This is a genomic window from Moraxella sp. K127 (genome assembly GCF_015223095.1).
In the GTDB taxonomy this organism is placed as follows: Bacteria; Pseudomonadota; Gammaproteobacteria; order Pseudomonadales; family Moraxellaceae; genus Moraxella.
This window is the reverse complement of sequence record NZ_JADFBZ010000007.1, coordinates 40,410-60,733: the sequence shown is the minus strand read 5'-3', so window position 1 is coordinate 60,733 and position 20,324 is coordinate 40,410. Positions and strand designations below refer to the sequence as shown.

Genomic DNA, 20,324 nt, shown 5'->3' with positions numbered 1-20,324 from the left:
TACATCATCGCCAAATCCAGTATTTTTATCAAGCGAATTCGATTAATTTTTACCCAAAAAATATTTTATCCGCCCCCTTGTATCTTGGCAATTATCATTTATAATATCATCTTATATATTTATTAAGGTTAATAATAATGAGTACCACCCTACGCCAGCTAAAAGCCTTTGTGCTTGTCGCCGAGCAAAACAGTTTTACCAAGGCTGCCGAGACACTGTGCTTAACCCAGTCTGCCCTAAGCGGTCTGATTAAGGAGCTAGAACAAAATCTTGATGTCAAACTCTTTGACCGCACCACACGCAAACTACACCTATCAGATGCGGGTTCACGGCTACTGCCACAGGCTCGGCGAGTTCTCAATGAGATGTCGGTACTCAACGAAAAAGTCAACAACCTAAAATCACTACATCAAGGACACGTCCGCCTTGCCGTCTCTCAGCAGTTGTCTGCGTCCACCATGCCCAAATTTGTCGCCAAGTTCTGTGAGCTACACCCCAACATTCAGGTCACGCTCACCGACTGCTCGGTGGACAATGTGGTTGAGCACATTGAGAACCTAGAAGCTGATTTGGGGGTCGCTCCCGAACGTCCTTATTCTGATGATTTGAATGTGGATGTGCTGTTTAGCTCGCCTTTTTATCTGGTGCTGCCGCCAAACCACCCCTTTGCCCAAAAAGATGAAATCACATGGGCGGACTTACTTGATGAAAAGCTCATTACCCTAAATGGACCTTTTATTAAAAGCCTACAAAACGAACTTCCCAATAACATTTCAAGTCGCATCTTTAACCCCGATTTTGAGATTAATTTTCTCTCAACCGCCCTTGGCATGACCCGAATGGGACTTGGAGTGACGTTATGCCTACTCTATGCTGCCGAATGGGTGGAACTATACGGGCTGGTCATGCGACCCATCAGCGAGCCTGTGGTAGAACGCAAATTTTTGCTCTACACCCACAAAAACCGCTCGCTGTCGCCTGCCGCTCTTGCCTTTAAGGAATTTTTGATTAATAACGCTGGGGATTTTTTGGTCAGTAAGCCCACAACGGTATAGAATGGGTTGAAAAAATATAAGTCTTGACTTATAATTTTGGTAAGGGGGATAATAATGTGGGAAGTACTTTATGCTGATGAGTTCGCCAGATGGCTTGACACCTTAGACGATGACGAAATTGACAGCGTTTTATATGCCTTAAACATCCTAGCACAACTTGGACCGCAGTTGGGCAGACCCTATGCCGATACGCTTTATGATAGCACCATCTCAAACCTAAAAGAGTTGCGTATTCAGCATAATGGTAAGCCATACCGTGCCTTTTATGCATTTGACCCCATTCGCCGTGCCATCATGTTGTGTGCAGGCGATAAAACAGGCGACAAACGTTTTTATCAACGCATGGTACCCCTTGCCGAGCGTATTTATGACGAATACTTAAAGGATAATGAGTTATGAAAACTTACAAAACCCTAGCCGACCACATGGCAAGTCTGCCTGCCGAACGCCGTAACAAGATAGAACAGCGAGTTGCCGACACCTTGGTCAGTATCCGCCTAAGCGAGCTTCGCAAAAATGCCAAGCTCACCCAAGCCGAGCTTGCCGACAAAATTGGCGTATCCCAATCCGCCATTTGCCAAATGGAAAGTGCCGACAACCCCGAATACGCCACCATCAAAAAATACGTCCAAGCCCTAGGCGGAAAGCTCATTGTTGAGATTGATGGCAAGCAGTCAGTATTATTTGGCTGATAAAGCACCACCAAAATCATCATTCAAAAACAACAAAATTTCCCCACAACCGCCCGATTTTGCGTTATACTGACACGGTTTTTATTTAGTTTTTATCCACAACAACAAAGGTATTTGTTATGTTTGAACACGTTACCCCCTATGCTGGCGACCCGATTTTGGGTCTCATGGACAAATTTGCCAATGACCCACGCACCGACATCAAGGTAAACCTTGGCGTGGGCGTGTACTACACCGAAGACGGCAAATTGCCCGTCCTAGAATGCGTCAAAACCGCCGAAGGACGTATCGCCAATCCACCTCGCCCCCGTGGCTACTTGCCTATGGACGGTTTGGCAGGTTACAAAAAAGCGTGCCAAGAGCTACTGTTTGGCAAAGACAGCCAAGTTGTCAAAGACGGACGAGTTGCCACGATTGCCACGCTTGGTGGGTCTGGTGCCTTAAAAGTGGGAGCGGACTTTATCCACGAGTGGTTCCCCAACGCCAAATGCTATGTGTCCGACCCAACATGGGGCAACCACATCAGCATTTTTGAAGGGGCAGGCATAGAAGTTGGCAAATACCCCTACTATGACGGGGCGACCATCGGGGTCAAATTTGATGAGATGTGTGCGTTTTTAAACACCCTAAACGAAAATGACGTGGTGCTACTACACCCATGTTGCCACAACCCCACGGGCGTGGATTTGTCAAACGAGCAATGGGACAGCGTGCTTGACATCATCAAAGACAAAAAACTCATTCCCTTTATGGACATCGCCTATCAAGGCTTTGGCGATGACATGGACGGCGATGCGTCTGCCATTCGTCTGGCGGTAGAAAAAGGCTTGACCGTGTTTGTGTCAAATTCTTTCTCCAAAAACCTATCGCTCTATGGCGAGCGTGTTGGCGGTCTGTCAGTGGTTGCCCCCACTAAGACGGAAGCGGATACCGTGCTTGGGCAATTAAAATTCACCGTTCGCCGTATCTATTCTAGCCCACCGTCTCACGGTAATGCGGTGGTGGACACCGTGATGAACGATGATGAATTGTTCAATCAATGGGTAGGCGAAGTGTACGAGATGCGAGACCGTATCCGTGAAATGCGTCAAAAACTCCAAGACGTATTGACCCAGAAGCTCCCCGAGCGTGATTTTAGCTACTTTACCAAACAGCGTGGTATGTTTAGCTTTACAGGGCTGACCGCTCCGCAGGTTATCCGCTTGCGTGATGAGTTCGCCATTTATATGGTAGAAAATGGGCGTATGTGTATCGCAGGGCTAAACAATGCCAATGTAGAATATGTCGCCAACAGCATGGCAGAAGTGCTAAAATAATCCAGTTGCCATAAAAAACCGCTCCGAATGACTATCGGGGCGGTTTTAGTTTATCCCATTTAACCCTTAGTTACGCAAATAATTAGTCACGCAAATAATGCTCAAACACCACCCCAAAGTCATACTGGCGAATGGCATTTAGGCGTTCGTTATAGCCTGCTTCTACCTTTTGCACCGTTTGATTGATGACGGTAGGTAGACTCATAATCACCGCTTCTGGCACGTCTTTTAAATTAAACATGCCTGTCACTGTCTCAAAGGTCTTCTCCAATACCATCTCATCATGACGGATTGCCTGACAACGCTCGGCAATGGCAGTCAATGCCTTGTAAATGTCTCGCACGCCTTCAATTTGACTTTTGTCAATGTCAATGCTAAACGCCAAACCGCCCAAATGAAACTTTAATTCCACGTCTAAATCCATTGTCCCTGCCGTCTCAATGGAGACTTGACTTGGGGCAAAATAGCGATAAGGATAGCGTTTTAGCGTACGTTTTTTGCTTGTGGCGGATTGCCCGTCCAAGTGGATAAAGGCGGTATTGGTAAAGCAGTATTCGTCCATTTTTGATTTGATGACAAAATAAATCCGCTCATCATCTTCATGAAAAATATAGTCGTCAATATCCGTTTGGTTAAACTGGCTGGGCGGTATGATTTTGCCAATGTCGGATAAACCAAGAGCGTCTGAGGCGAAGTTTTTGAACATGGGGATTTCCTTTTTTAAATGGATTGAAATAACTTAAATAGGGTGTGCCTGCCTTTTATATTTGCAATGAAAAAATGAGAAAAATCGCAGGTTTTTCAAGGAAAAAACGCAGGTTGATAGTCATTCTATCAAGCAAGTTTTTGCCTTCGAGCCACAAGATTTAGCCATTTTTCATGCAAAAACAGATAGTTTATTTCTAAAATATTTCTAAATTTTAAATTGTGTTATAAAGGGCGGGCACGCCCTAAGCCCACTTATTGTAGCACAAGCATTTTTTATTTTAAAAGACAATTTATTTTAAAAGACAATCGTGTTAAAAGATATGAGTTGGGTTTTTCATTGACTTATCATACAACCGTATTTGTAATCACTCCCAAAAACGATTAAAATAATCCCCTTTTGCCACATTTGGCAGGTTATCAAGGTTTATTTATGTCAAAATCCCCTTCGGTCTTTGGCGGGGCGATGATTATCGCAGGCACCGCCATTGGGGCGGGTATGCTCGCCAACCCCACCGCCACGGCAGGCGTGTGGTTCTCATGGTCGCTGTTGGTGTTCGCCTACACTTGGCTTTGTATGTACGCATCGGGTCTTATGATATTAGAAGCCAGCACCACATTTCCACCCAATGCCAACCTTGCAACCATTGTCAAATCCTTGCTCGGCAAAGGCTGGAACACCATCAATAGCCTATCGCTCGTCTTTGTGCTGTACATCCTGCTCTACGCCTACATCACCAGTGGCGGGGGCTTGACCGCCAGTCATCTGTCTGCCTTGACAGGCACGGACATCGCCCCACGCCTAGGCTCGCTCATCATCAGCGTGCTATTTGCGGTGTTTGTGTGGCTCTCAACTCGGGTCGTGGACAGAGTGGCAAGCGTACTGATGATTGGCATGATAACCAGCTTTTTCATCTCTGCCTTTGGCATGATGTCATCGGTTAGTCTGGATACGCTCTTTGACACTCACGCCCCAACTGGCACAGCTTACACGCCCTACATTTGGGTGGCATTATCCACGGTGCTGGTGTCGTTTGGCTATCATATCGGCGTGCCAAGCATGGTCAAATACTTTGGGGGCGACACCGCCAAAGTCGCCAAGTCGGTCTTGATAGGCTCGCTCATGGCACTCGGGTTTTATCTGCTGTGGCAAGTGGTCGTCCAAGGCAATCTACCACGCACCGATTTTGCCCCAGTCATCGCCAAAGACGGCGATGTGGCAACGCTACTAGGAGCGATTGGCAAATCGGGTTTTATCGGCACCATGTTGGGGGCATTTGCTTACATGGCATTGACCAGCTCCTTTTTGGGCGTGGCGTTGGGATTGTTTGACTTTTTGAGTGATTTTTTTGGGTTTGGCGATGACAAGACAGGGCGAGCCTATGCGGTGGCGGTGGTGTTCTTACCGCCTTTGGTGCTAAGTCTGATTGCCCCATTTGGCTTTACAACCGCCATTGGTTTTGCAGGGCTTGCCTTGACCGTATGGGGTGTCATCGTCCCTGCCCTGCTTGCCAAGGCTCACCGCCAAAAATACCCCGACAGCACTTACCGAGCTTTTGGCGGTCAGTTTATGATTTATTTTGTTATCGTCTTTGGTGTGATAAACATCATCGCCCAAATTGGCGGTTATTTGGGTGTGGTGCCAAGTTTTGGCGGGTAGATTCGGGCAAGGACGTTTGGTTTTTAAAAATAAAAACCCACACCCCACAAAAAAGCCCCGCATCTTTGCAGGGCTTTTCCTTTATCTTTCTTATCTTAATTTTAATGTCATGAGTGATAGCACCACAAGGATAATACACACAATCCAAAAACGTATCACAACCTTGGTTTCTTTTAGTCTCATTTCTTCAAAATGGTGGTGCAAAGGTGCCATGCGAAAGACTCGTTTTTTACGTAGTTTGTACGAGCCGACTTGAATGATGACCGACAAGGCTTCCATGACAAAAATACCGCCCATTAGGATAAATGCCACTTCTTGACGTGTCATCACCGCAATCGTGCCAAGCATACCGCCTAGGCTCAACGCCCCCACATCGCCCATAAAGACTTCGGCAGGGGCGGCGTTGTACCACAAAAAGCCCAAACACGCCCCAATCATGGACGCACACACCACGACCACTTCGCTATTATAAGCGATATACGGCACGGACAGATAATTTGCCCATTCCACATGACCCGACACATAAGCAAACACCCCAAGCCCTGCCGACACCAGCACCACAGGCAAGGCGACCAAGCCGTCCAAGCCGTCTGTTAAATTGACCGCATTGGACGTGCCGTTAATGGCAAAATAAGTGAGCGTAATAAAGCCAAGCCCAAATGGTATGACAGACAGCGGAATGACCCAGTCCTTAAAGACAGGTATGAGCAAATCCTGCATGGCGTGCATGGTGGTGGGATTTTGTTGCAAAGAGATATAGTAAAGCGACCCGCCAGCGAGCAACGCTCCGACCGACAGCCAAAAATATTTCTTTTTGGCGACCAAGCCTTGTGGGTTTTTGTGTTTGATTTTTAGCCAGTCATCACGCCAGCCGACCGCCCCAAAGATGACCATGACCGCCATCAAAATCCATACATAAGGGTTTGTCAAATTCGCCCACAGCAAGGTAGAAATCCCAATGGCAAACAAAATCAACACACCGCCCATCGTTGGCGTGCCTTGCTTGACAAGGTGCGTTTTTGGGCCGTCCGTGCGTACCGCTTGACCGTATTTGAGATTTCTAAGATAGGCGATGACAGGCTTACCCGCCATGAGTACAATCGCCATGCTCGTCATGACCGCAAGCAAGCTCCTTAGCCCCAAAGACGCAATGGTCTGGCTATACAAAATGTCAAAATAATCAATGAGCCAATATAACATCGTTTACTCGCTTACAGGTTGGGTTAAATCGTGGATTAGGGTTTCCATGGTGGTACTTCTTGACCCCTTAAACAGCACGACAGACGGCTCGTTTAATAGGCTTTTTAATTTTTCTAATAAGTCTGCTTTATTGGCAAAATGCTCACTATTGCCACGAATGCCATTTAGACTATCGGTGCAATGTTTCATCAGCGTGCCGACCGTCAAAACATGGTCAATATCAAGCGTGGCAAGGGTTTGCCCAAGTTTACCATGCTCGGACACCGCTTCATCGCCAAGCTCGCCAATGTCGCCCAACACCAAGATTTTTTGCCCGCTCTCGTTCGCCAAAACCTTACCCGCCATATAGATAGAATTGGGATTGGCGTTGTAGGTGTCATCTATCAAGGTATGCTCGCCAAAGCTAAGGCGAGTCAATCTCCCCTTTGGTGGCGTGGCACGCTCCAAGCCTGATTTTATCTTGTCAAGTGGCACGCCCAAGGCGGTGGCAATGGCGGTGCTGGCTAGGGCGTTTACCACATTATGCTCGCCCACAAAGGGCAACTGCACCTCGGTGCTGTCAAGCTCATCTATCGCCAGATTGACCGTCAGCTCAAAGTCGCTGTGCGTGCTGGCACAGTCTACATCATCGGCAAACACATCGCCCATAATTAGCACGCTGTCAAGGGTGGATAGCTCGTCTATCTCGGCTTGGGATAGTTTGCTAAAATCCAATGCTTTTTCGGGGCGTTCGGCTCGCTCGCCAAAGGTAATGTACTGCTCGGTAAATTTGGCACTCTCGTCTTTTAAAAAGTCAAAAAACTCATCGCCAAAGGGTAGCACCGCCACGCCGTCCGCCGTCAATGCCGAAAAAATCTCCGCCTTGGTACGAGCGATATTCTCACGACCGCCAAACTCGCCCAAATGAGCCGTGCCGATATTTAGCACGCACGCCACATCAGGCGACACCAGTCCTGCGGTGTAGGCAATCTCGCCCACATGGTTCGCCCCAAGCTCCATGACGGCAAATTCGTGTTCATCACACAGCTCTAATAACATCATCGGCACGCCCAAATCGTTGTTTAGGTTGCCACGGGTGGTCAAGGTGGGGGCAAACTGCCCAAAAATCGCCCCAAGCATTTCTTTGGTGGTGGTCTTGCCAGACGAGCCTGTCAGGGCAATCACGGTAAGATTGGGGTGAACATCACGACGGTATTTGCCAAGTTGCCCGAGTGCCAAACGAGTGTCATCAACGACAATCTGGGCAAAATCGCCCACGGCACGGCTTGTAATGGCAAGGCTTGCCCCCTTGTCAAAAGCGGTGGCGACATAGTCATGACCGTCAAAATTATCGCCCTTTAACGCCAAAAACACATCGCCCCGCTCAATCTTGCGAGTGTCAGTCGTAATACGAGTGCTTTGGGTAAAGCCGTTGGCGTTGTGCCATGTGGGGTTTAGGCTGGCTAATGCCTGTGTTAAATTATCGGTTTGCCAAATATATGGGGTCATGGGGTTCTCTTGTTTATTTGAGTTAATTTTTAAAATTTGGCATTGTTAATTAACGATACCTTTTGGATATTTTGTAGGGGCAAATTGCAATTTTCCCTGTGTAAAGTGTTGATTTTTGGGCGAATAAATTGCCCCTACATTTGTATACATCAAAACATTATTTAATCAACAAACATTTATAAATTGGGTTAAAAATAAAAACCCAATTTATCAAAATAATTTTAAGTCGTATTCATGCCAATCAAATCATAACAACCATCATGACATGAGTTTTTCTAATTCCAAAATTTTTTCTTGGATTTTATTTGTCAAGATTGCAATTTGTGGATTGTCTTTATTAGAAATTTTTTGTTGTTTTTCTAGGGCGTGTTGAACATTGATAACATTTTTATAAAATAAGATGAAAATTTGACAATTTCAATCAATTTTTGCATGAAAAATGGCTAAATCTTGTTTTTCTGCGTCAAAAACTTGTCTGATAGAATAACTATCAACCTGCGTTTTTTCCTTGAAAAACGGGCGATTTTTCTCATTTTTCATTGCAAATACCAAAGTTCAACACACCCTAATAAAAATTGCAACCCTTCAATTTGATTTAATAACGATTGGATTTTTTCATCTTTTTCTATATGCTTGCCATTTTTGGCTTTTGACAAGATTGATGACATTCTCTTTTTTAACACATCATCATTTTCTACTTCTTGCTTATCAGTTGGATTTTGGGTTAATTTTTCAGCCAAAAGCCTTTTGATATCAACCGCCACCCATTGATTTGATTGACATTTTGGACAATCATATCTTTTTGCAATCCAAGCCACAATTTCATCAGAAAAAGCAAGCATTGCCACGCCACCTGTCATAATCGCAATGCAAATTGGCATGGCAAAACCTGTCCCTGCAAATAAATACGCAGTCCAAGCCCAATAACCACTACCAACAACCGCACCGCCAATAATGTTTATAAAGAATTTTAAATTAACTTCTTCATAATGGTTGCATTTTTGACATTGAATGTGCATTTTAAATCCCTAAAAATAAATACAGTAAATCTGTTATTTGCCAAATTTCCCAATCAACTCCCCAAGAATCGCCACATCATCAAAATCATACCGTACGCCCTGTATCTCTTGGTACGTCTCATGCCCCTTGCCTGCAATCACGACAATGTCCTGCTCGCCTGCGTCTTTTATGGCAAGCTCAATGGCACGTTTGCGGTCAGGCTCTATCACGGTGCGATAATGGTCATCGCACGTCATGCCGACCTGCATGTCGGAGAGTATGGCGTTGGGGTTTTCGCTTCGGGGGTTGTCGGCGGTCAAGATGACTGTATCCGCCAAGGCAAGCCCTGCCTGTGCCATAAGCGGGCGTTTGCCCTTGTCTCTGTCGCCCCCACAGCCAAAGACGGCAATGAGTTTGCCTGTGCAATGAGCTTTTAGACTCGTCAAAACTTGGGTCAAAGCGTCAGGGGTGTGGGCATAGTCCACGATAAACGAACCACGCTCGGACGGCACTTGCTCCATGCGTCCCCTTGCCCCTTTTAAGTGTTTGATATTATTGATAATTTCATCAAAACTTACATTCATGGCAAGGCTTGCCCCAATGCTGGCTAGTAGGTTTGCCACGTTAAATAAGCCTAGCAATGGGCTTTTTACCGTCATCTCGCCCTGTGGGGTTTGGATAACCAAATCCACCCCGTTTAGGCTTGGGCTGATTTGTTTGGCAAAAAAGTCCGCCTTGGGGTTTTTGGTGCTGTACGTCCAAATGGTAAGCCCCGACTGTTTGGCTTGACGGATAAAGATTTCACTAAATTCATCATCGGCATTGATAATGGCATGAGTCAGCGTGGGAAATAACGCCTTGTCAAAGAGCCGTGCCTTCGCCCCTGCATAGTCGTCCATGTCGGCATGATAATCCAAATGGTCTCGGGATAGGTTGGAATACACCGCCACCGTGATTGGCACGCCTTGCAAGCGGTGCTGATGAAGTCCGTGCGAGCTTGCCTCCAATGCGATACACTCTACGTCCGCTTGGGCATAGTCATAAATGGCGTGTTGTAGAGCGACCACTTCTAGCGTGGTATGGGTGCTTGGGGTTAAGTTTGGCAAAATGCCATTACCTGCTGTGCCCATGACGGCGGTTTTGTGATTGGCAAGGGATAAAAGCTGGGCGGTAAGCTGGCTAATGGTGGTCTTGCCGTTGGTGCCTGTAACTGCCACGACTTTTGGCAGAGCCGCCGCCCCTGTTTTTTGTAAGTACGCCTTGACCAAATCGCCCAAAATCAGGCGTAAATTGGCAATATGCACAATCGGCATTTTGGCGTTATCCACGCCCATGTCGGACGCACTGATTTCGGACAGCACCGCTTGGCTATTGATACTGTCAATATAGCCTTTTGCCTTGGATTTGATGTCAGGATTGACCGACAACAGCACAAAAATCTCGCCACCTGCCACCTTGCGACTGTCCGACACAAAGCCTGCGATGAGCAAATCCTTGATACACCCCCAATCCATATCGGACACATGGGGCTGTAAAATTTCGGCAAAATCGTTGAATGTTGTCATGAAAAATCCTTCTTAAAAATAAAAAAATAAAGTGGCAAAACGACTTACTGGTTCGTATCTAGCGGTTTGTCAAATGGCACGTTATAAATCCTAAGCGTCTCTTTCATCACTTTGGCGAATACAGGGGCGACGGTTTGTCCAGCATATTTGCCCTGTCTTGGGTCTTCTGCCAAAATCACCACCACAAAACGGGGACTGGTCGCAGGGGCAAACCCTGCAAAGACGTTGCGATATTGGTCGGTATAATAACCGCCTGCTGGATTGGTGCGACGTGACGTGCCTGTCTTGCCCGCCACATAGTAGCCATCAATGGCGGCGGCTGTCCCCGTACCGCCTTTTTCGGTCACGCTAATCATCATGTTAGTGATGTCTTTGGCATGTTGCTCGCTGATGACCTGCTCTGGAGTAGGGACGGATTCTTCTTTGACCAGTCTAAGATGATTCATCTTGCCCCCATTGGCAAGTGTCGCATACGCCCCTGCAATCTGAGCCAGTGTGACCGACTGCCCATAGCCGTATGCCAGCGTGGCACGACGGGTGACGTCTTTGGCGGTCGGGGTATGTAGCACACCTGCCGACTCAGCAGGCAGGTTCAAAGCGGTCTTTTGCCCAAAGCCAAACTTTCTTTGCATGTTCACGATGGCGTCAGGGGGCAGTTCTAGGGCGATTTTGGCGGATGCTACGTTGGATGACTTTTGGATAAGCTTACCCATGGTAATCGCCCCATAGCGACCGCCATCACGAATGCTATACCCACCAAGTCTCATGCTACCCTCGCCCGTATCAATGAGCGTTCGGGTACTATACCGCCCCGACTCCAAGGCGGCCGCCACCGTCAAAGGCTTAACCACTGACCCTGGTTCAAAGGTGTCTAGCACAGGGCGGTTACGCTCGCTTGCCCCATGTCTTTTTGACAAATCATTTGGGTTAAAAGACGGCCACGACCCCATGGCAAGCACGTTACCTGTCTGCACATCGACAATCATGCCCGAACTTGACCGTGCCGACTGGACACGCCCAAGCTCTTCTAGCTCTTTGTACAAAATATACTGCAACCGTGAATCTATGGTCAGATGAATGTCCCGCCCTGCCGTCATGGGCGAGAGTTCTTTGATGTCGCCGATACTGCCCTGCACCGCTCGCAGGCTTAGCACTTGACCGTTTTGTCCTGTCAGCTGTTTGTCGTATTTGGCTTCTATGCCTGTTCGCCCCCCATAGACAGGCGGGTCATCTTGGGAGTAGCCCATATAGCCCAATATCTGTGCCATGGGCTCAGGTTGTAGATAGTAGCGTTTCTCGCTCGTCTCTCTAAACACGCCCTTAAAGCCTAACATGGTAACCCGCTGAGCCACCTCAGGGGCGACTCGGTTAAGTAGCACCAATCGCTTGGACCCCGTCCCCGATGGCAGGGCCTGTTTAATCGCTTCTGGGTCATCCAAATCCACCGCCCCATCCAGATGTACTGCTTGTTCTAATGTTTCACGTGAAACACCACTGGCAGCCGCCAGCGTTTCTAAGTTCATCTCATCGAGCTCTTGTAGTAGCTTTTGGCGACGCTCTTCGCCTTTGGTGTTTTTGATTTTCTTTTGCAAATCATAATACGCCAAAGCATAGTCATAAGGGCTAAAAATCACCGTGCTCAAAGGGGCATTGGCAGCAAGCGGAGCCCCATTGGTGTCATAGATGTTGCCACGATGGGCGGTGATGGTTCGCTTACTGGTGATGAGCTTGTCGCCTTGGCTGATGTAGTAGTCGGCATTGGCGATTTGAAGCCAATAAGCACGAGCGAAAAGTGCCGAAAAACACACCACCATAACCGCCCAAACTATCTTATAACGCCCCACATCTTGAAGCCCACCCAACAGCGAGACGCCCGAGCTTTTTTTTCGTTTGCGTGTTTTTTTCAGGGGGCTTTGGGTTGACTTTTGGGCATCAGATGTGCGTTTGATGGCATGGCTTTTGTCCAGCTTTTTGCCCAGACTGCCGATTTTGCTTAGTTTCTCGCCAATATCACCCTTGGGGGACGTATTTGTCTTTTGCCCTGAGCGGTTTTGGTTTTTTGGGTGTTTGGGCTGTTTTGGGGTTTGGTCGTTTTTACTCATAAGACACCCCCGTGTTATCTAGATTGTCTAAATTACCAAGCTCGTCCCATTCATCTTGATTTATCTGCTCTTTTTTGGTTGGATAATGCATGCCAAGCTCGCCCACCGCTCGTCTTGCCACCTGTGGGGTTGCACTAAATGTCTGCTGTTCGATGAGCAGACGGCTCTCTTCGACTTGCATGTTCGCCAGTTGCTGTCTTAGGCGGGTAAGTTCTTGATAGGTCTGATGGCGTTTTTGGGTTTGTGTGGCTATCATTACGCCCGTGATGAGAATCCCGAGCAGTAATCCAGCGACAATCAGCCGATACAAGCCCACCAAGCTCATCCGCTCGGTCGTGTATTCGTGTAAGTCGCTGTCAGCACTTGGATTCATGGGGTTGTGATTTATAATGGTTTAAATGATAAATTAAATGGGACAAATCATGGCTATAATAAATCAATTGGATGGCTCAAATGCCGTCTGATTTCGCCTTGCCCCACGCAAATAGGCACTTCTGGCACGCACGTTGGCACGCACCTCGCCATCACTTGGGGCGATGCGATAGGGCTTATCAAAGTATTTTGGGCGTTTTGGCGGTAGGGGCATTTTATCATCGCCCTCATGTCGCCCTTTGCTGTGATTGTTTAAAAACTGCTTGATGATGCGGTCTTCTAGCGAATGAAAGCTAATGACGGCAAGCTGTCCGCCTGATTTTAGGGCGGTTAGGGTTTGATGTAAAAAATCTTTGACATCACCCAGTTCATTATTGATAAATATCCGCATGGCTTGAAAACTCTGCGTGGCAGGGTGCTTGCCTTTTTGCCAAGCAGGGTGAGCTTGTTTGATAGTCTCGGCAAGTGCCAACGTGGAATCATAGCTGTCCATCGCCTTAATCGCACGGGCGATTCTACGGCTATGACGCTCCTCGCCATATTCATAAAGCACATTGGCAAGGGTTTCCTCGTCCACAACTTTGAGCCACTGCCCCACGCTTTGTCCACGGCTCGTGTCCATTCTCATATCCACCGCCCCATCTTTCATAAAGCTAAACCCACGAGAGCCATCATCAAGCTGTGGGCTAGACACGCCCAAATCCGCCATGATACCGTCCACTTGATTGATGCCAAGTTTTGCCAAATTTTCATTAAGATTGGCAAAGCTGTCATGCACCACCACCACACGGCGGTCGGTGTTGGCAAGCTCGTGTGCTACCGCTATCGCTTGCGGGTCTTTGTCAAAGACAATAAGCGTACTATCGGGTGTCAAATATTTAAGCAACAGACGGCTATGCCCCCCACGCCCAAAGGTGGCATCGACATACACGCCTGCCTGTGGCGACACACCCGACAAATCGGACACACCAAGCACGCCTGCTACCGTCTCATGCAGTAGGACAGTCTGATGAATAAAGGCAGGTGTGTGGTCGGTCGTGGTCATGATAATAGGCTTGGATGTGTTTGGGTGTTTGGTTTAAAATCGGCTTAAAATCAGTCTTGATAAAAACAAAAACCAAGTCCGTCTCGACGCACTTGGCTTGCTTGGGTCGGCGTCACCCATGGCGATGATTATTGGTTGGTCGCTGGCTCTGTTGCCTGTGTTTCCAACTGCTTCATCAACTCTGCCATTTGTGCTTCGGTAGCAGCTTGGGCATCGGCAGTCGCCTTTTTGGCACTGGCTTCATCTAGTAGCTCTACGGTAAAAATCAAGGTGCTGTTAGGTTCAATCACAGGCGGTGCCCCTGCTTCGCCATAACCCAACTCTGACGGTAGATAAAACTCATATTTACTGCCAGCAGGCATGAGTTGCACGCCTTCGGTAAAACCGGGAATCATGTGACCTAGGTCAAACTGGGCAGGCTCGCCACGCTCATACGAGCTGTCAAAGACTTTGCCATCAATGGTCTTACCCTCATAGTGTGCCACCACCACATCTGTCGCCTTAGGCTTGGCTCCTGTGCCTTCGGTAATGACTTTATATTGTAGTCCTGATGGCGTGGTTTTTACGCCTTCTTTGGCTTTATTTTCTTCTAAGAATTTTGCCCCTGCTTCTTTGTTAGTGGTCGCTTTGGTTTCTAGCTCTTTGACCGCTTCTGCTTCTTTGCGTGTTTGGTATTCTTCAAAGATGGCACGAGCTTGCTCATCGGTAAATTTACTCTCTTTGCCCTCAAAACCCTCAGAGAGTGCCGCTGCGATGATTTTTGGGTTAATCTCGCCGTCCATTTCTTTTAGGTTTCTGCCTGCGTCATGACCCAAGATGTAGCTGATTTTGTCCATTTCAGGGCTTTGTTCGCTGATGTTTGCGGTGCTGGCAGGTTTGGCGGTATTGCTCTCTTTGTTACAGCCTGTTAGGGCAAGCATGGACGCCATTAGGGCAGTCATCAAAAAAGTGGTGCGAGTGGTTTTCATTGTGTGTCTCTTATTTAAAAAATAGGCTCTGGTTCAAAAAGTATGCTACAAGGAAAACCGTTCGTGGTGAGCTTGTCGAACCATAACGGTTTTCCTACCCTTCGACAAGCTCAGGGTGAACGGAAAACCTAGTTCAGCATACTTTTTAGACTACTACCAAAAAATAAAACGCCGTTAGTAAATATTGGCAAAATCATCAAATGGGCGTGCTAACTGTCCAACACCCAAAATCGCTTACAAAATCACTTGGCGAAAAAATACAGCATATCATACCAAAAAAACATAAAAATCGCCATGATGATTGCAAAAAATTTTTAATGATATAAAACGCTTGAGTATGATTATTGTTACTTTATCTGTCTTTTATGCTTTTATGAAAGACAAAGCTGGGGTGGGGCGATTGGATAAATAAGGGTAGATTTTGGATTTGGTAATCGACAAATAGGCATTTTTAAAAAACAAAGCATTAGCCAATTAAGATAATTTTTACCATATAAATGTGCAATATATTCATATCTATCACAGGGCAAATGGCAATTTACCCCTACACATCTATTCAAAGGTACAGTCAAAAAAATTGAATTTTACTACGGAAACCGTTCACCCTGAGCTTGTCGAAGGGTCGGTTTCCGTCATGGTTCGACAGGCTCACCACGAACGGAAACCGTAGCACTTTTTCATTTTGTAGAGTGTATTATTCATCAACAATGCCAAAACAAAATAAGCACCCCTTATCCTAACGACTTCTAAAAACTTCCCACAGCACCATACCTGTCGCCACGCTCACGTTCAGACTCTGAGGGCGGTCGGGGTTGTCCGTCATGGGGATATAAACGAGCGTATCACACAGCTCGCCTGTGAGCCGTCTCATGCCGTCCCCTTCTGACCCCATGACAATGGCGACTTTTCCGCCAAAATCACACGCCTGCAAGGGCTTGGCACTCTCATCAAGAGCCGTGCCAAACACAAACACCCCTGCCGATTTTAACTTCTCCAAACACCGTGCCAGATTAGTTACCGCAACCACAGGCACACTCTCTGCTCCGCCTACCGAGACTTTGGCGACCGTTGGCGTTAGCCCCACGCTTTGATGACGTGGCACGATGACTGCTGATACGCCCATGGCACTTGCCGTTCGCAGACACGCCCCAAAATTGTGTGGGTCGGTAATCTGGTCTAGCACCAAAAACACCGCATTATCCTGCCCTGCTAGGCTATCAAGCTCGCTGTCGTCCAGCATGGGGCGAGAACGTGCCGACAGCACCACGCCTTGATGTTGGGGACTGCCACACAGTTCGGTCAATGTGTCTTTTTGGGCGGTTTGTACCGACACGCCAAGCGATGTGGCAAGGGCGATAATCTCATCGTGGTTGTCGTTGTGATGATTGTCATAGCTTTGCACAAATAGGGCTTTGGCGTCCATTGGGCGAGTATTTAAAATCGCTTTAATGGCGTGCGTCCCATAAAAATGGGGCATGGTGGGTTTTTTGGGTTTTTGGGTGGGTTTTTTGTTTTTTTGAACGTCTTTTTTGGGGTCTTTTTTAAAGGATTTTTGGGTGGTCATGGGGGTTTTCCAAATGGGGTTATTTTAAATCATCACACGAAACGGATAACCGTGAATGCGATAAATGCGAAAATCGCTGTCAATGGTGGCAATGTGGCTTAATGTCTCACGCTGTGCCAAATGCACAAGACAAGCGTCCGCAAAATCCATTGGCACGTTGCTGTATTGGCTCATCAAATCCGCCAATGCTGGCATATCTTTATGGCTAAATTCGGCAATCTCAATGCGTGCCAAATGCAAAAAATTTAACAAGGCATTTTGTGGGCGTGGGTGAGCAAGTAAAAACATGGCTTCGGTAACACACGCCAAACTTGTGATTAACGGCTTTTTATTGTCTTTGATAAATTGCACGGATTGTTGATGATATTTATCACTTTTATCAAACAACGCCACAAAAATACCACTATCAATCAATATTTTTGCCATGCTTTTCCAATACCTTTTGTAGGACTAATTTTTTGACATTTTGGCTTAATGTGCCGTCATGACTTTCCCAACAACCAAACAACTCTTTACCATGCTCCCATGCCAAATTTTCATGGGGGTCTTGGTTGGATTGGTCGGCTTTTGGCAATAGGTTTTGGACGTATTGGCTTACGCTTAAATCTTGGGCGTGAGCGTGAGCGATGAGCGTTTGTTCTACGCTGGGCGGTAGGTCTAAAATCAGCATGGCATATCCTAATTGCATTTTGCCCCATTATAACAAAATTTTTGCCCAAACCGACATTCTCCCTTGAAATTTTGCCCCATAACCTTTATCAATAAGGGGAATTTTATCCCATTTGGAGAACACCATGAGCGAACAAGAGCCAATCCTAAACGAAAACGAACAAACCGAGCCTACCGAGACGGACGAGCTTGCCAAACTGATTGCCACCATTGAAACGCTTGAAGCCGAAGTCAAAGAAGCCAAAGAAGCACAGGCTCGTGCCAATGCCGAGTCCTACAACGCCCAACGCCGTATGGAGCAAGAAACCGAAAAGGCAAAAAAATTCGCCCTACAAAAGTTCGCCAAAGAACTGCTTGACGTGGTGGATAACTTGGAGCGTGGTCTACAAGCCAGTGAGCAAGCAGGGGCAGATGAAGCTACCCTTGAAGGGCTACGCTTGACCCACAAATCACTACTGACCGTCCTAGAACGTAATGGCGTGGTTGCCGTGGGTGAGATTGGCGATGCCTTTAACCCTGATATTCATGAAGCGGTGGGCATTTTCCCTGATGCCGACAAAGACACCATTGGTCAAGTGTTGCAAAAGGGTTATACCTTAAATGAACGTACGTTACGCCCTGCAATGGTGCTTGTAGGGGCATAGCCTTGCCCTAAATGTGGGCGAATTGCAATTCGCCCCTACTGGATAAATCATCAAAAACACATAGGCAAAATTTTATCAACGCCTATGGATTTTGTTTTAAATTTCAATGGCTTAAAACAAAATTTTTACAAAAAATTTTTTAAAAATTTGTCAAATTTTCTCTTGAAAATCCAAATTTGACACAAATATAACAGACAAGTTTGGCAAAACTGTTTTGCAAATTTGCCAAAAAATCACTTAAATTCACTTAACAAATCGGAGAAAAATTATGGGTAAAGTTATCGGTATTGACTTAGGTACAACCAACTCTTGTGTGGCAGTCCTAGAAAATGGCAACGTCAAAGTCATTGAGAATGCCGAAGGTGCCAGAACTACGCCTTCTATCGTGGCATTCAAAGACGGTGAGACCCTAGTCGGTCAATCTGCCAAACGCCAAGCAGTTACCAACCCACAAAACACCCTATTTGCCGTAAAACGTCTTATCGGTCGCCGTTATGACGAACAAGCGGTTCAAAAAGACATCGGTCTTGTGCCTTACAAAATCGTCAAAGCCGACAATGGCGATGCGTGGGTAGAAGTGAACGGTAAAAAACAAGCACCGCCACAAATCTCTGCCGAAGTTTTGAAAAAAATGAAAAAAACCGCCGAAGATTATCTTGGCGAAACCGTAACCGAAGCGGTCGTTACCGTCCCTGCTTACTTTAACGATGCCCAGCGTCAAGCCACAAAAGACGCAGGACGTATCGCAGGGCTTGATGTTAAGCGTATCATCAACGAGCCAACCGCTGCTGCCCTTGCGTTTGGTCTTGACAAAAAAGAAGGCGACCGCACCATTGCGGTGTATGACTTGGGTGGTGGTACGTTTGACGTGTCTATCATTGAGATTGCGGACGTGGACGGCGAACAGCAGTTTGAAGTGCTATCTACCAACGGCGATACATTCCTAGGCGGTGAAGACTTTGATATTGCTTTGATTGACTACCTTGTGGACGAGTTCAAAAAAGAGCAAAACGTCAATCTAAAAGGCGACCCGCTAGCCATGCAACGCCTAAAAGAAGCTGCCGAAAAAGCCAAGATTGAACTGTCAAGCTCAACGTCTACCGAAGTAAACTTGCCATACATCACCGCAGATGCCACAGGCCCAAAACACTTGGTGGTAACAATCAGCCGTGCCAAACTAGAAGCCTTGACCGAAGAGCTGGTGGCTCGCACGATTGCCCCATGTAAAATCGCCCTAGAAGATGCAGGTCTGTCGGCTAGCGACATTGATGACGTGATTTTGGTGGGTGGTCAAAGCCGTATGCCACTTGTACAGCAAAAAGTGCAAGAGTTTTTTGGTAAAGAGCCAAGAAAAGACGTGAACCCTGATGAAGCGGTGGCAATCGGTGCTGCTATCCAAGGTGCGGTACTCTCTGGCGACAAAAAAGACGTGTTGCTACTTGACGTTACCCCATTGACCCTAGGCATTGAGACCATGGGTGGCGTAATGACGGCAATCATTGAGAAAAACACGATGATTCCTACCAAAAAATCACAAGTGTTCTCAACCGCTGCCGACAACCAACCTGCCGTAAGCATTCAGGTGTATCAAGGCGAGCGTAAGATTGCCAACCAAAACAAACTTTTGGGCAACTTTGACCTAACCGACATTCCGCCTGCACCCCGTGGCGTGCCACAGATTGAAGTTACCTTTGACATCAACGCAGACGGCATCATGAACATCTCTGCTAAGGATAAGGGAACGGGCAAATCACAATCTATCCAAATCAAAGCTGACAGCGGTTTGACGGATGAAGAGATTGAACAAATGGTGCGTGATGCCGAAGCCAATGCCGAAGCGGATAAGAAGTTTGCCGAGCTTGCGGGCGTGCGTAACGAAGCGGACGGACGTATCGCAGGGGTACAAAAAGCCCTAAAAGAAAATGGCGATAAAGCGACCGATGAAGAAAAACAAGCGGTAGAAACGGCAATCAGTGAGCTAGAACTTGCGACCAAAGAAGATGACGTGGACGCAATCAAAGCCAAGCTAGAAGCCCTTGATAATGCATTCTTGCCAATCGGTACCAAGATTTATAGCACTGACCAAGCTGGTGCAGGTGCGGACGCAGGTCAAGCCGAGCCCGCCAAACCTGCCGATGACGGCGTGGTAGATGCTGAGTTTACCGAAGTGAAAGATGATAAGAAGTAATTCTTTGACTTGACAGACAAGCTCTCAATGAAAATTGGGGGCTTGTTTTTTCATGGATTTTTTGGGATATTTTGAGTATAATTACCTAATTT

At 47.0% G+C, this 20,324-nt stretch carries 20 protein-coding genes; 7 read left to right on the top strand and 13 right to left on the bottom strand.

Annotation, left to right across the window (positions count from 1 at the left end):
* Window positions 1–137 precede the first annotated feature (137 nt).
* The 4 genes from IM753_RS02745 (at window position 138) to IM753_RS02730 (ending at window position 3,063) form a co-directional block, all read left to right on the top strand.
* Window positions 138–1,055 (top strand): LysR family transcriptional regulator, encoded by a 918-nt coding sequence (locus tag IM753_RS02745; RefSeq protein WP_065255071.1) that lies wholly within the window; start codon window positions 138–140, stop codon window positions 1,053–1,055.
* 54 nt (window positions 1,056–1,109) lie between these two features.
* On the top strand, window positions 1,110–1,454 hold the full coding sequence (locus IM753_RS02740) for a type II toxin-antitoxin system RelE/ParE family toxin (RefSeq protein ID WP_065255070.1): 345 nt from the start codon (window positions 1,110–1,112) through the stop codon (window positions 1,452–1,454).
* Window positions 1,451–1,747 (top strand): helix-turn-helix transcriptional regulator, encoded by a 297-nt coding sequence (locus tag IM753_RS02735; protein ID WP_065255069.1) that lies wholly within the window; start codon window positions 1,451–1,453, stop codon window positions 1,745–1,747. The genes IM753_RS02740 and IM753_RS02735 overlap by 4 nt, the downstream gene beginning before the upstream one ends.
* A gap of 119 nt (window positions 1,748–1,866) precedes the next feature.
* Window positions 1,867–3,063, top strand: coding sequence for an amino acid aminotransferase (locus tag IM753_RS02730; protein ID WP_065255068.1), 1,197 nt, complete (start codon window positions 1,867–1,869; stop codon window positions 3,061–3,063).
* 82 nt (window positions 3,064–3,145) lie between these two features.
* On the opposite strand, the gene IM753_RS02725 is transcribed toward IM753_RS02730, so the two are convergent.
* Complete coding sequence (locus IM753_RS02725) at window positions 3,146–3,769, bottom strand: PH domain-containing protein (protein ID WP_194108596.1); 624 nt, start codon at window positions 3,767–3,769, stop codon at window positions 3,146–3,148.
* A 432-nt stretch (window positions 3,770–4,201) separates the two neighbouring features.
* Between IM753_RS02725 and IM753_RS02720 the strand changes: the two genes are divergently transcribed.
* On the top strand, window positions 4,202–5,428 hold the full coding sequence (locus IM753_RS02720) for an amino acid permease (RefSeq protein WP_065255066.1): 1,227 nt from the start codon (window positions 4,202–4,204) through the stop codon (window positions 5,426–5,428).
* A gap of 90 nt (window positions 5,429–5,518) precedes the next feature.
* Here the strand turns inward: IM753_RS02720 and mraY are convergent, their stop codons facing one another.
* The 12 genes from mraY to IM753_RS02665 form a co-directional block, all read right to left on the bottom strand.
* Window positions 5,519–6,628, bottom strand: a complete 1,110-nt coding sequence (gene mraY, locus IM753_RS02715) for a phospho-N-acetylmuramoyl-pentapeptide-transferase (protein WP_065255065.1) — start codon at window positions 6,626–6,628, stop codon at window positions 5,519–5,521.
* Window positions 6,629–6,631: 3 nt separating this feature from the next.
* Entirely contained in the window at window positions 6,632–8,116 is a 1,485-nt protein-coding gene (gene murF / locus IM753_RS02710; protein WP_065255064.1) for a UDP-N-acetylmuramoyl-tripeptide--D-alanyl-D-alanine ligase, read from the bottom strand.
* Window positions 8,117–8,533: 417 nt separating this feature from the next.
* Complete coding sequence (locus IM753_RS13200; RefSeq protein WP_255518625.1) at window positions 8,534–8,656, bottom strand: hypothetical protein; 123 nt, start codon at window positions 8,654–8,656, stop codon at window positions 8,534–8,536.
* Window positions 8,653–9,135, bottom strand: a complete 483-nt coding sequence (locus IM753_RS13195; RefSeq protein WP_255518624.1) for a hypothetical protein — start codon at window positions 9,133–9,135, stop codon at window positions 8,653–8,655. Before IM753_RS13195 ends, IM753_RS13200 begins: the two co-directional genes overlap by 4 nt.
* 33 nt (window positions 9,136–9,168) lie before the next feature.
* Window positions 9,169–10,680 (bottom strand): UDP-N-acetylmuramoyl-L-alanyl-D-glutamate--2,6-diaminopimelate ligase, encoded by a 1,512-nt coding sequence (locus IM753_RS02700; RefSeq protein WP_194108595.1) that lies wholly within the window; start codon window positions 10,678–10,680, stop codon window positions 9,169–9,171.
* A gap of 44 nt (window positions 10,681–10,724) precedes the next feature.
* Window positions 10,725–12,782: a penicillin-binding protein 2 gene (locus tag IM753_RS02695; protein ID WP_194108594.1), complete on the bottom strand. Its 2,058-nt coding sequence runs from the start codon at window positions 12,780–12,782 to the stop codon at window positions 10,725–10,727.
* Window positions 12,775–13,155, bottom strand: coding sequence for a cell division protein FtsL (locus IM753_RS02690; protein ID WP_065255061.1), 381 nt, complete (start codon window positions 13,153–13,155; stop codon window positions 12,775–12,777). The genes IM753_RS02695 and IM753_RS02690 overlap by 8 nt, the downstream gene beginning before the upstream one ends.
* A 63-nt stretch (window positions 13,156–13,218) precedes the next feature.
* The gene (gene rsmH, locus IM753_RS02685; protein WP_370582599.1) at window positions 13,219–14,202 is read right to left on the bottom strand and encodes a 16S rRNA (cytosine(1402)-N(4))-methyltransferase RsmH; all 984 of its coding nucleotides are present in this window, start codon (window positions 14,200–14,202) and stop codon (window positions 13,219–13,221) included.
* Between the two features lie 125 nt (window positions 14,203–14,327).
* Window positions 14,328–15,167: an FKBP-type peptidyl-prolyl cis-trans isomerase gene (locus IM753_RS02680; protein WP_083108287.1), complete on the bottom strand. Its 840-nt coding sequence runs from the start codon at window positions 15,165–15,167 to the stop codon at window positions 14,328–14,330.
* Window positions 15,168–15,903: 736 nt separating this feature from the next.
* Window positions 15,904–16,644, bottom strand: a complete 741-nt coding sequence (gene rlmB, locus IM753_RS02675; protein ID WP_227713055.1) for a 23S rRNA (guanosine(2251)-2'-O)-methyltransferase RlmB — start codon at window positions 16,642–16,644, stop codon at window positions 15,904–15,906.
* A 111-nt stretch (window positions 16,645–16,755) separates the two neighbouring features.
* On the bottom strand, window positions 16,756–17,157 hold the full coding sequence (locus tag IM753_RS02670) for a type II toxin-antitoxin system VapC family toxin (protein WP_065255059.1): 402 nt from the start codon (window positions 17,155–17,157) through the stop codon (window positions 16,756–16,758).
* Window positions 17,138–17,419: a hypothetical protein gene (locus IM753_RS02665; protein WP_065255058.1), complete on the bottom strand. Its 282-nt coding sequence runs from the start codon at window positions 17,417–17,419 to the stop codon at window positions 17,138–17,140. The genes IM753_RS02670 and IM753_RS02665 overlap by 20 nt, the downstream gene beginning before the upstream one ends.
* A 106-nt stretch (window positions 17,420–17,525) precedes the next feature.
* Here IM753_RS02665 and grpE point away from each other — a divergent pair, with 106 nt between their 5' ends.
* Window positions 17,526–18,044 carry a nucleotide exchange factor GrpE gene (gene grpE, locus IM753_RS02660; protein WP_065255057.1) on the top strand — a complete coding sequence of 173 codons (519 nt, stop codon included), beginning with the start codon at window positions 17,526–17,528 and terminating at the stop codon, window positions 18,042–18,044.
* A gap of 268 nt (window positions 18,045–18,312) precedes the next feature.
* Window positions 18,313–20,232, top strand: coding sequence for a molecular chaperone DnaK (gene dnaK / locus IM753_RS02655; RefSeq protein WP_065255056.1), 1,920 nt, complete (start codon window positions 18,313–18,315; stop codon window positions 20,230–20,232).
* The last annotated feature ends 92 nt before the right edge of the window (window positions 20,233–20,324 follow it).